Origin of the sequence: Nostoc sp., assembly GCF_036917515.1 — a bacterium.
Taxonomy (GTDB): Bacteria; Cyanobacteriota; Cyanobacteriia; order Cyanobacteriales; family Nostocaceae; genus Nostoc.
In genome coordinates this window covers 1-12,190 of record NZ_JBALDE010000110.1, presented here as the reverse complement: position 1 = coordinate 12,190, position 12,190 = coordinate 1, and the positions used below count along the sequence as shown (strand labels likewise).

At 41.3% G+C, this 12,190-nt stretch carries 11 protein-coding genes and 1 pseudogene; 6 read left to right on the top strand and 6 right to left on the bottom strand.

The genetic code is table 11. The features are described from left to right. Positions 1-2,060: pseudogene (locus tag V7K89_RS14210) on the bottom strand (hypothetical protein); the annotation flags it as partial. A 12-nt stretch (positions 2,061-2,072) separates the two neighbouring features. After that, entirely contained in the window at positions 2,073-3,023 is a 951-nt protein-coding gene (locus tag V7K89_RS14205) for an NB-ARC domain-containing protein (RefSeq protein WP_335188077.1), read from the bottom strand. A 39-nt stretch (positions 3,024-3,062) separates the two neighbouring features. Between V7K89_RS14205 and V7K89_RS14200 the strand changes: the two genes are divergently transcribed. Beyond that, complete coding sequence (locus tag V7K89_RS14200) at positions 3,063-3,404, top strand: hypothetical protein (protein ID WP_335188075.1); 342 nt, start codon at positions 3,063-3,065, stop codon at positions 3,402-3,404. A gap of 181 nt (positions 3,405-3,585) precedes the next feature. Here the strand turns inward: V7K89_RS14200 and V7K89_RS14195 are convergent, their stop codons facing one another. The 3 genes from V7K89_RS14195 to V7K89_RS14185 form a co-directional block, all read right to left on the bottom strand. Next, positions 3,586-5,514: an ABC-F family ATP-binding cassette domain-containing protein gene (locus tag V7K89_RS14195; protein WP_335188073.1), complete on the bottom strand. Its 1,929-nt coding sequence runs from the start codon at positions 5,512-5,514 to the stop codon at positions 3,586-3,588. Positions 5,515-5,586: 72 nt separating this feature from the next. Further along, complete coding sequence (locus tag V7K89_RS14190) at positions 5,587-6,003, bottom strand: DUF1824 family protein (protein WP_335188071.1); 417 nt, start codon at positions 6,001-6,003, stop codon at positions 5,587-5,589. Positions 6,004-6,281: 278 nt separating this feature from the next. Next, a complete protein-coding gene (locus V7K89_RS14185) occupies positions 6,282-7,130 on the bottom strand; it encodes a prohibitin family protein (protein WP_335188069.1) in 849 nt (282 codons plus the stop codon). Positions 7,131-7,334: 204 nt separating this feature from the next. On the opposite strand from V7K89_RS14185, the gene V7K89_RS14180 reads away from it, so the two are divergent. The 5 genes from V7K89_RS14180 (at position 7,335) to V7K89_RS14160 (ending at position 11,616) form a co-directional block, all read left to right on the top strand. Further along, complete coding sequence (locus tag V7K89_RS14180) at positions 7,335-9,143, top strand: ABC transporter ATP-binding protein (protein ID WP_335188067.1); 1,809 nt, start codon at positions 7,335-7,337, stop codon at positions 9,141-9,143. 38 nt (positions 9,144-9,181) lie between these two features. Beyond that, positions 9,182-9,610: a beta-carboxysome assembly chaperone CcmS gene (gene ccmS / locus V7K89_RS14175; RefSeq protein ID WP_335188065.1), complete on the top strand. Its 429-nt coding sequence runs from the start codon at positions 9,182-9,184 to the stop codon at positions 9,608-9,610. Positions 9,611-9,734: 124 nt separating this feature from the next. Further along, positions 9,735-9,944 carry a hypothetical protein gene (locus tag V7K89_RS14170; RefSeq protein ID WP_335188063.1) on the top strand — a complete coding sequence of 70 codons (210 nt, stop codon included), beginning with the start codon at positions 9,735-9,737 and terminating at the stop codon, positions 9,942-9,944. A gap of 396 nt (positions 9,945-10,340) precedes the next feature. Then, the gene (locus tag V7K89_RS14165) at positions 10,341-10,943 is read left to right on the top strand and encodes a glutathione binding-like protein (RefSeq protein WP_335188061.1); all 603 of its coding nucleotides are present in this window, start codon (positions 10,341-10,343) and stop codon (positions 10,941-10,943) included. Positions 10,944-11,442: 499 nt separating this feature from the next. Next, entirely contained in the window at positions 11,443-11,616 is a 174-nt protein-coding gene (locus tag V7K89_RS14160) for a hypothetical protein (protein WP_335188059.1), read from the top strand. A gap of 18 nt (positions 11,617-11,634) precedes the next feature. On the opposite strand, the gene V7K89_RS14155 is transcribed toward V7K89_RS14160, so the two are convergent. Further along, positions 11,635-12,021: a hypothetical protein gene (locus V7K89_RS14155; protein WP_442941659.1), complete on the bottom strand. Its 387-nt coding sequence runs from the start codon at positions 12,019-12,021 to the stop codon at positions 11,635-11,637. Positions 12,022-12,190 lie beyond the last annotated feature (169 nt).

Below are 12,190 nucleotides of genomic sequence, written 5' to 3'. Positions count from 1 at the left end.
AGCGCTTCTGACAACAACTCAGGTGGCAATTTGTCAGCTAAGGCATTTAAAGCAGAGGCACGATACCGCTCATCCTGAATCGTCTTAGCAGCAGCCAGCGCTTCTGACAACAACTCAGGTGGCAATTTGTCAGCTAAGGCATTTAAAGCAGAGGCACGATACCGCTCATCCTGAATCGTCTTAGCAGCAGCTAGTGCTTCTGATAACAACTCAGGGGGTAGTTTGTCAGCTAAGGCAGTCAAAGCGGAGGCACGATACCGCTCATGCTGAATCGCCTTAGCAGCAGCCAATGCTTCTGGCAATACTGATGAGTCTTTGTCAGCTAAGGCATTTAAAGCAGAGGCACGATACTGCTCATCCTGAATCGTTCTTGCAGCAGCTAGTGCTTTTGGCAATACCAATGGCTCTTTATCAGCTAAGGCATTTAAAGCAGAGGCACGATACCGCTCATCCTGAATCGTCCTTGCAGTAGCCAGGGCTTCTGGCAACAAATCGGGTGGTAGTTTGTTAGCTAAGGCACTCAGGACAGAGGCACGATTAGACTCATCCTGAATTGTCTTTGCAGCAGCCAGGGCTTCTTGTAACAAATCAGGTGGCAGTTTGTTAGCTAAGGCACTCAGGACAGAGGCACGATTAGACTCATCCTGAATTGTCTTTGCAGCAGCTAGGGCTTCTGGCAACAAATCAAATGGGAGTTTATTAGCTAAGGCACTTGGGGCAAAAGCACGATACTGCTCAGATTGAATCGCTTTTGCAACAGTCAGTGCATCTAGCAACAACTCGGGTGGTAGTATGTCGCCTAAGGCACTCAGAGCATAAGAGCGATACTGTTCAGACTGAATCGCCCTTGCAACAGTCAGTGCTTCTAGCAACAAATCGGGTGGTAGTTTGTCACCTAAGATACTCAGGGCCGAAGCGCGATACCGCTCATCTTGAATAGCCTTGGCAGCAGCTAGTGCTTTTTGCAATGCCAGTTTTTTGAGATTTGGGGGCAAATATTTGAGTAGCTCTGTAAGCAAACTCACTTTCTGAAATTGATTTGGGTTTTGTAGGATGTAAGCTAGTCCTTGTTCAGGAACCCACACATTGTTTTTGACCAATGCGATAAGTAGTTTTACTGCTATACTAGCTGCCAGACTATTAATGGATGCAGTAATTAGAGCATAGGCACACTGCAAACTTACAACTTGAGACAGGGTTGATTCAGTCCAATTGGCTTCTACTAATTCCCAGGCACGAGAAATATCCGTTATGTAACCCGCAGTTTGTGCCAATTGTTCTCGCACTTCATACCAGCCATTGCTTCCAGTTGCAGACTCTTCGCGCAATAACTGGTGAATCTCTTCTACCTGTCCAGCCTTTTCCAAATGCCAAACTAAATACTGATGGATGTAACCATCATTGGGTAGAGTATGCCATAAACCATTCTGGGTTTTCTGCCAATACTTCTTTAAAAAAGCAGCGTGAACATCAGCAAGATTTAAACCCAACCCAGCCAAATCTCCTGGGCGCTTTGGCATAGAGGGAGCAGTTAACAAATTACAAGCTAAATCGTGGAATAAGTCATGTAAGCGATAGGTAGGCATACCATCAGCAAGCGGTACTCCTGTTAATAGCAATGCTTTATTCCGTAAATATTGCAACATCTTGGCAGCATCACGCTTATCCATCTGCCACAGCGTTGCCGCCATCATCTTATTAATGTTGACATCCTCCGGCAACACCCCTAACCAAGAGAAATGCTGCTGCTTATCTGGTGGCATTCTCTTGACACTCAAATTTAATGATGCGGTTAAACTCAGGCGTTTTAAACTAGCCTCATCAGTAATTTCTTCGGCTTCCGGTCGGTCAAAACTTGTTAATCTAGCTACTTCTTGCTGAATATCTGCCAAGAGTTCATTCCAAGTCGTACCACAGGCAACTTCAGCGGCTGCAAGTTCCAATGCTAGGGGAAGATAACCAACACCTTTGGCTAAATTTTCTGCTGAGTGACGTTCTGTGCCTGTAATCTCGCGTCTTAATTTCTTCGTCAGCAATTCCATTGCCTGGTCTGGTTTCATTATATCCAGACTTTAGGTGCTGGCTGCTAAGGCATCGGCAATGTGACCTTCACGAGTAGTTACTAAAACTTGACAACGCGCCCCACCAAAATTAAATGCTCGTGCATCTTCGGTATTCCAAGCATCATCCACCACCAGCAACACAGCTTTGTCATAAAGCAGAGTCCGCAAATGCGAGGAAGTTGCTTCAACACTTGTAGGCTTAAAGCTATAGTCTCCTAATGCTTGCACCCAGCCACTAAGTAAAGCCAGCACATTGGGTTGTTGACCTAATGTTGCCCAAAGAATGCCATCACAAAAACGAGATTGTATTTCTGCATTATGGGCTAAAGCCGCAGCTAAAGTAGATTTGCCCACCGAACCCAAACCGTGAATCGCAGTAATTACTAAAGTGCGACTATCAGACGATGAACCATTTAAAAGACGAGTCTTTAAATCATCGCTATACTCTGGGCGTTCTACAAAGTATGTAGGTAAAGGTGGCGCTTGAAATAGAGTAAGTTTAATTTGGGGTACAGTAGCAACACCCTCATCTTGGGTGGAATTGGCTGCTAATTTTTTCGATTTCTTTGGTCTTTTCTTTTCCCACGCTTCATCAAACCCTTTCAGGTTCTTCTCTCTATCCTTTGACCATAGCTTTAAAGTAAAGCGCCAGTCATCAGAACCTTGAGTTTGGAGACGGTTATCTTCCAGAATCTTCAAAAAATCCTTCAGCAAATTCAGCGCTTCTCGAATTTGCGCTTTAGTTAACTTGCCAGAATATTTGTCTTTTTGCGTCAGCAACTCCAACACGACTAACGTAGTCTGCACAGTCAGCTTGGGGTTAACGCTGTCTGCTTCTTTCCAGTCGGACTCAATTTTAAAATTACCGTCCTCAAATTCTCCATCGACAAAACGAAGCAACGCCTCCAGCAGACGCTTGACTCGCTTTTGAATCTCAGGCCCATAGGTAGTTCGTGGCATTACATCCAAATTGAGTAAGAAGTTTGAGGCTACCCCATATTGAAACTACCACCCCAAACTCATGTAATCCAGATTCTAAGGCATTTTCAGCTACCTTGGGGTATTTGCTTAGGGACACAACCCCAAAGAGAACCTGTATCTATCAACTCTTTGGGGTACAAACAAATGCAAATTAAGCGTCATATTCTCAGTAAAACCATTGCTTTGTTGCTGGCAATGCAACTATTCTTAATTGGTTTACAAGCTAAAAGCCGAATCGACGAAGGTAACTCATCCATTGAGGTGTTGATTTGGATGATTCAACAGTATATTCCAGTGCTGGTTAAATTTCGCAGCTTGCGGGAGAAAAACGATTCTCTAAAAAGCAAGAGTAAAAGATGAACCGATTCCTTCCTTAAAAAGCTATGGTGTACACACAAGTTGCATTACCCCCCTTAATCCCCCCTTATAAAGGGGGGAAACAAGATAATCTAGTTCCCTCCCCTTTATAAGGGGAGGGTTAGGGTGGGGTAAAGTGTATACACAGTAGGGAGGGTTAGGGTGGGGTAAAACTATTAAAAAATCAAGACTCCATCTCAGCCAATTCTAACCACCTTTCAGTCGCCACATCGATCGCTTGCTTAAGATTTTCCACCTGTTCATACAATTTCTGGACTTGGCTATAATTCCCCGGTGAGACATTCGCCAGTGTTTTCTCGGTTTCTGCTTTTTCAGCCTCTAACTGGGCAATTTTACCTTCTAACTGCTCAAATTCCTTTTTCTCCCAATTGGATAATCTACGCCGCTTGGTATTCTCTCCATCCTTGGCTAAAGCTGCACCATTTTGGACTTCGGCATTTTTCGGCTTCTCTTTAGTAGTAGCAGCTTGTTGCTGTGCTTCTTCAGCCTTCTTATAGTCTAGATAAATCGAGTAATTACCTGGATATTGCCGGAGATTACCGCCTTCTTCAAAGGAAAAGATTGTGTCGATGGTGCGGTCAAGAAAGTAGCGATCGTGAGAAACTACAATTACACACCCAACAAAATCTTCTAAATAATCCTCTAATACTGCCAATGTCTGGACATCTAAATCATTTGTCGGTTCATCTAAAATTAAGACATTGGGCGCACTCATCAAAACCCGCAACAAAAATAAACGGCGTTTTTCCCCACCAGAAAGTTTATGAATTGGGGCATACTGCTGATTACCAGGAAATAAAAACCGCTCCAACATTTGCGAAGCAGTAATTTGAGTACCATCGGTAATTTTGACAAATTCTCCTTCTTCTTTGATGTAGTCAATCACGCGCTGATTTTCGTTCAATGCTGTCAGCAATTCTTCCGAATGCTGGTCAAAATAACCAATGTGAACTGTAGTACCAATTTCTGCATTGCCGGAATCTGGCTTAACCCGTCCAGTGATTACATCCATTAAAGTGGATTTACCAGCACCGTTAGCGCCAATAATGCCGATGCGGTCTTCTGGGCTAAATTCGTAGGTGAAATTCTTAATCAGAGTGCGTCCATTGTATGCCTTAGAAATGTTATCTAATTCAATAACTTTTTTACCAATGCGACGACCAACTGTGGAAATATCAACTTTACCCTGAACTTGTTTAAATTCAGTATCCCGCAGAGCGTGAGCGCGGTCAATTCTTGCTTTTTGCTTGGTACTTCTGGCTTTTGGCCCTTTTTTGAGCCATTCCAACTCGCGGCGCAACAAGCCTTGGTGTTTACGTTGACTACTTACAGCAGATTCTTCAGCTAAAGCTTTCTTTTCCAGGTAATATGAATAGTTACCTGTATAGGTGTAAATGTCGCCTCGGTCGATTTCAATGATCCGATTGGTAACGCGATCTAAAAAGTAGCGATCATGGGTAATTAGAAAAAGTGCGCCGCGATAGCGATTTAAATAACTTTGTAACCATTCTACAGAAAGAGCATCAAGATGGTTTGTCGGCTCATCCATGAGCAAAACATCTGGTTCTGATAGCAAAGCTGATGCTAAAGCAATGCGCTTGCGATAACCTCCAGATAAAGTACTTATCTTAGCATCAAAGTCAGAAATTCCTAATTTTGTAAGAATGATTTTGGCATTAGTTTCTAATTCCCAAGCACCAGTCGTATCCATCCGTTGCATCACCACAGAAAGGCGAGAGATCAGTTGATTATCATCTGGATAGTGAACCAATTTATCAGAAAGTTCTTCATACTCACGCACCAAAGATGTATGTTCGCCACTATCAGCGAAAACTTGCTCTAAAACTGTGTGATTTTCATCTAAATCTGGCTGCTGCGGTAAGTAGATAATTTTAGAACCAGAGTTGATTAAAATTTGACCGCTATCTATCGATTCTAACCCGGCAATCATTTTTAAGAGAGTTGATTTACCAGAGCCATTAGTACCAATTAATCCAACTTTATCAGTAGCATCAAGGCTAAAGCCAGCATCTTTTAAAATTTCCTTGATGCCAAAGTCCTTTTTTACTGATTGTAGTGTAATAATACTCATAAGATTGAAGTCATTAATTATTTTTTGTTAGTGAGTAGGCAAGGTTCATACCTTACCTACATTCACCGAATTCTATACAAACAAGTCCAAGGGAAGGTGCCCATACATTTCGTTGATTCCATCTTCGTCATAAGATTGGCAAGATACTAATACACCACGATGATGTCCATCATAGGAATCAAGATAACACAAGCCATTTTTACCATTTAGTTTGATATAAACTGGGCCTTCGGGTGTTAGTAAATTATTTGGTGGTTCATAACCCAAAGCCAAAGAATAGGTTTTCATTGCCAATATTCCTTCTTCAGCTGTATCAGCACAAATTCCTAAAATTTGGTAATCAGTAAGCTTGGTAAGCAAAATTAAGGCATTACAAATTACTACTTTTTCTGATGAGTTGAGAATAGGGGCAATGTCTAAACAGTTGAATTTGTTCAATAATTTCTTCGCTTCTTCGACAGTGAGATTTTGAGAATTGGGGGTTGACATAAACTTCGGCTATTATTTGTTTGGTTTTTCTGTGGTGTTTGAGTTGGCACTAGTACAGCACGGCGTAAATAAACAGACTATTCAAAATGGCACAAAAGCCCGGAATACAATTCTTTTGACTTTTAACTTTTGACTTTTGCCTTGCGGTACTAGCCCAACTTATACCATTTTGAATTTTAGATTTTGAATTGGGAATAGTCCAACGTATCTTAAAATTTGTCTGAGGTTAGAGCAAATTCCATAACTTTAGACCCTGTTATTTCATCACCACTTCCCTTTTACGGTTGATTTTGGACATTCCCAAGGTTGAATATGAAGGGTATGCCATTTTTTGAGTCATTACCCATAACCAGGACTTTGGGCATCTGAGCACCGCCAGTCTTCCAAGCTTCAATTGCTTCTTTTTGCAGAACCAACTGTCCTCCTTGGGCTTTGAGTGTTTCTGCTAAGAGTCTTTGAGCTTCTGCCCTACCTTTAGCACGATTAATATCTGCTTGGGCTTCTTGTTCAGCTTCACGTGCTACGTAAACTGCTCTTTGCGCCCGTTGTTCAGCAATTTGTTTTTCTTCGACTGCTCTGGCAAATTCTGGCGAGAATGCTAAATCAACTACGCTAGTATCTAATACAATTATCCCATATTTATCTAAGCGATCGCCTAAGGCATTATCAAAGTCTTCTTTCAATTCACTTCTTTTGGTAATCGCTTCTTCTACTGTTCTTCTAGCTGCGGCAATTTTAAATGCTTCTTGTGTTTGGGGTGCAATGATTTTTGAGACAATATTCGCTAATGTTCCTTGTTTCCTTCTAACTTCAACTACCTTAATCGGATCGAGGCGAAAGTTAATTGCAAATCTCGCAGATAAATTTTGCAAATCTTTAGTGGAACTCTCCGCTGGTACTTCAAATTTTTGCACCGTCAAATCATACACATCTATCACGGTGATAAAAGGCGGTTTTAAGTGAATACCTTCTAATAAAGCGCCATCTCTCGCTTTACCCAAGATGCTGATTACTCCTGCTTGTCCTGGGTTAATAATGATAAAGGAATTTAGCCCGATAATCACTAGTATTGCTAACACAATTCCCAAAACTGTGGTTTGCCAATTACCCAATTGCTGATTTTTCAAATTCCTCTCTCCAATATTGAGTCAGTCATTTGTCATTTGTCATTAGTTATTGCTTATTCTCCCCCTGTCCCCCACTCTCCAGTTCTTGAATAAACTCAGTTACTAGTTTCTCATTAGTCTGTCTAAATCAATTTTCAGACTCAGGACTTAGGACTCAAGACTTTGTTCCGTGGTAATATCAGTCACACGAAACCGCAAAAAACCGTGGCAACTGTATTAAAATCTCATCAGGCATCAAGAAAACGTAAACATTCAACGTATCCTCTCCTGCGTTTGCTGAAGTATGGACACCAGTATCGCAAACAAATTTGGCTGGCGACTATTTATTCTATCCTCAATAAATTTTTCGATTTAGCACCACCCGGCTTAATTGGCGTGGCGGTGGATGTGGTAGTTAAGCAACAGGACTCCATAATTGCACAGTTAGGGGTACGCGATGTCTTTGGACAATTTTTGATTATTTCTTTCCTAACTGTAATCATTTGGATACTAGAATCGGTTTTTGAGTACGCGTACGCTCGACTTTGGCGGAATTTGGCTCAGAATATTCAGCATGACTTGCGTTTGGATGCATACAAACATTTGCAAGAGTTGGAATTGGCTTATTTTGAAGAACGCAGTACTGGCGGTTTAATGTCTATCCTCAGTGATGATATTAACCAATTAGAGCGGTTTTTGGATGGTGGAGCAAATGATATCATCCAAGTTTCTTCAACTGTTCTAATTATTGGCGCTGCTTTCTTTATTTTGGCTCCTAGTGTAGCGTGGATGGCTTTGTCACCGATGCCATTTATTCTCTGGGGTTCTTTTGCTTATCAACGACTACTTGCGCCTCGCTACGCTAATGTCCGCGAAAAGGTAGGTTTTCTCAATTCACGGTTGTCAAACAATATTAGCGGAATTACTACTATTAAAAGCTTTACAGCTGAAGCTTATGAAGCCTATCGTTTGGAATTAGATAGTGACGCTTATCGCCACAGTAATAGGAGAGCAATCACTCTTTCTGCTGCTTTTGTACCGTTAATTCGGATGCTAATTTTGGTGGGTTTTACGGCATTACTTTTATATGGTGGAATGGCCGCAGTTTCTGGAGCAATGTCTGTAGGTACTTACAGCGTATTAGTATTTTTAATCCAACGATTACTGTGGCCTTTAACTAGGTTAGGCGAAACATTTGACCAATATCAAAGGGCAATGGCTTCTACTAATCGAGTTATGAATTTATTGGATACTCCGATCGCCATTCATACAGGTAATGTATCTTTACCTGTGGATGAAGTGCGCGGGGAAGTACAATTTAAAAATGTTTATTTTGCCTATAAAGATAGATTTGCAGTAATTAAAAATCTGTCTTTGGATGTTCCGGCGGGAAAAACCATTGCGATTGTCGGTTCAACTGGTTCTGGTAAAAGTACTTTAGTCAAACTTTTATTGCGGTTGTATGAAGTGCAAGCTGGAAGTATTACTCTCGATGGCATTAATTTAGAAAGTTTAAACTTACAAGATTTACGTCGCTGCATTGGTTTGGTAAGTCAAGATGTCTTTCTATTTCATGGCACTGTAGCGGAGAATATTGCTTATGGTAGCTTCGAGACTACAGAACAAGAAATCATCACGGCGGCGAAGATAGCCGAGGCGCACGAATTTATTATTGAATTGCCCCAAGGTTATGAGACAATTGTCGGAGAAAGAGGACAAAAGTTATCTGGTGGGCAAAGACAACGAATTGCGATCGCCCGTGCAGTTCTCAAAAATCCCCCGATTCTGATTTTAGACGAAGCGACCTCGGCGGTGGATAATGAAACAGAAGCAGCAATCCAGCGATCGCTAGAACGGATTACAGTCGATAGAACTACAATTGCGATCGCTCATCGTCTTTCCACTATTCGCAATGCTGATTGCATTTATGTCATGGAACATGGGAAATTAGTAGAGTCGGGAACCCATGAGCAATTGCTAGAGAAAGACGGTATTTATTCCGGCCTCTGGCGTGTACAGTCAGGTTTGAGATAAGTTTCGCCTATTGTCTGTGTCTTCATTACGAATTATTTATGTTTTTTGGTAATAGTCAACCAGAATCAGGTGATAACAAGTGGCGTCGCCAGTTAGATAAGTTTGTCAAAGCAAATCAGCAAGAATTGGCGGCGCTGTTTTGGGGATTGTGGTTAGCAAATGGTGACAGTCAGGGTACTGTTGGTATTGATTTGCAACCAACGCCGCATTTTGTTTATTGTCCGAAAGAGCAGATAGAGAATTTAAATAATAAGGTTGAAAATCGGCTTCAGGAAATTTTGGGAATTGTGGAGAATCACAAGCCGGAAGTGGAAGTTGTGATGATTGGGATTGGGAAAGGGGAAATTAAGTTAATTCAGTTTGCACCGGAACCAGCACCACCGATTTGTTTTGAGCAAGTTGGGAAGGATGTAGATGGGTTATTGGATGTGCTGGAAGAGAGGATGAAGGAAGAGATTGTTTTTTAACGCAGTAAGGACGCTGAGGAAAGCACCATTCAAAATGGCATCCAAGTAGAGAGGGTTTTGAGTGGATATCGAGATTTTGAAGATATTTTTCACGAGAATCAGGACATCTAAGCGATGCCTTATCATGTCGAAGATGCTCAGCGTAGCTTGCTTCCCCGTAGGATACGGCAATGGCAAAGCCGAACGTAATTATATTCATCTCTCAATCTTCCCAGGCGACATCATTTTACAATTTAAGTCGAGCGTAGACGCTTGCGGCTTGTCGTCAAAAGTCAAAGGCGATCGCAGGCATTGGCTACTAGTTGTCACAGAAGACGAAACTAATCCTTACTAACTACGTAGCCATGTCTCCATGCTTTGACAGCATCTTTCAAAGATTTGATAATGTAGAAATTATTCTAACTGAAACCTATCGTCAAATTAATTTTTTAAAGTAGCTTTTTGACAGCGAAAATGTCAGCAATAGTAATGTTTTTACCTTTATTAATTACACAAGTGTCACACTTTTTCTGTAAAAATCGTCAAGGGTCAAGGGTGAAAAATCTTTGACTTTTAGCTATTGATTAAAAGACTTTGGACTATTGACTGTTAATATATGTGCCAGTTACTCCCGTATTGACCTTCTGCCTGCTTCTAGTATTGCTACTATCTCTCTATCGACCAATACCCTCATTTCTCAATCAAAGCTACACTACCTTTGGAAATTGCCAATATTCTGGGGTAGCAGCACATGATTGATCTCTACACCTTCACCACGCCCAATGGACGCAAAGCCTCCGTGATGCTCGAAGAAGTCGAATTGCCCTACAATGTCCACAAAATTGACATTACTACTCAACAGCAATTTACACCTGAATATGTCGCCATCAATCCCAATAGTAAAATTCCTGCCATTGTTGACCAAGAGACCAAGATTAAAGTGTTTGAATCCGGCGCAATTCTGATCTACTTAGCCGAAAAAACAGGCAAATTTTTACCAACTGACCAAAAAAGCCGTTTTCAAGTCCTAGAGTGGCTGATGTTCCAAATGGCAGGAGTCGGGCCAATGTTTGGACAACTTAACCACTTTAAACGCTTTGCATCCGAAAAAATTCCCTACGCCATCGAACGTTATGAAAAGGAAACTTTACGTATTTATGGTGTCTTAGAGAAACAACTGCAAGACAATGAATTTATCTGTGGTGACTATTCTATTGCTGATATTGCTACTTATCCGTGGGTAGCGATTTATGAATTTCAGGGTTTAACACTCGACAACTACCCAAATCTCAAACGCTGGGTGGACATGGTGAAGCAACGTCCGGCTGTGCAACGCGGAATGCAAGTCCCTTAAATACAGGAGAAGGGATGAGTCAACAACGGGGATGATCTAATTATTAAATGAGCCAATCCGTTCTCATTACTGAGGGGAGCAATGGGATGCTGCTCCCTCCAGCAGAAGCGTCCATCTGTATCACCAACAGTATTGCCACAATAACTTGAAATTGCGTCTGAGAAAAATTCTTTATACTCCGTTCAATTCCATTGATGTTAGTTGAGGGCAGATAATTGTCCCATTGGGTACAGTTGAAAAGTTGATTCACTGTACAATTTAAAACTGCCCTGAAGTTAATTCAGCGCAGTGTTTAATAGAAGTAAATTATATAGTAGGAGACTTTTAATATTGTCCCCAGTTTATTCATAGTAAATACTGTTATATAATACTATTCACCTCAATTTTCGTGCTTTACGCAAAAAACGAATAATCTTGACGTTGGCATTACAAAGGTTAGAAGTTAACATAAGCCAGCGCATCACAGAAGACATCCGTGATTTTAAGCAAATACCTTTATTTGTTTAAATTTACTGAAGAATTACAGTTTCGACTCGAAGAATTGTCTGAGAAAAAGAAAGCTGGATTGCGAACAAGAGAAGAAGATGCTGAATTAGCAGGTATAAGAGTTTTGATTTGCAATTTTTTTAACTGTAAAAGTGCGATCGCTCAAGAAAAGCTAGATGGAGCGTGAGCTTCACGCTCCATCTAGCTAAACTAATTTTTGAATATCACCATAGGCACGGTAGAATCCGCCAGTAGCGGATTCACGTATTTCTTGAACAAGGTAACGCGCACCTTCAACACGAATATCTTTGGGAAACTGCACTTTCCAGTTGTGGTTGTAACCATCACAAACAACACGAACTCTCAATTTACTTCCTTCTCGAAAGCATTCAACAATAACCCCAGAGCTTGTATTTGTAGTAGTTTCTAGAACAGATGACGGTGTTGCTCCCTCACCTAATGGTGCTTTAATAACTACTGCTTCGGGCACTGTACCCGTTTGAGCAGAAAGAATCGCTGTTTCATTAGCATCAATGCAAGCCAAATAACCATCTGTTGTAACAATATAAATATGGTTGTTGAAAAACTGCATAGATAAAGCCGAGCCACACCCCGTAGAAAGCTTCCAAAGACGCTCTCCTAGACGATCAAAGCAGTAAATGGAAGAACTATAGCAGTTCCTGCTTGAGTGCAATACAGTATGGGATGATGGAGTATATCAACGTCTAAGTGCCTGTAGAATGAAACCTTACTCCTGTGAT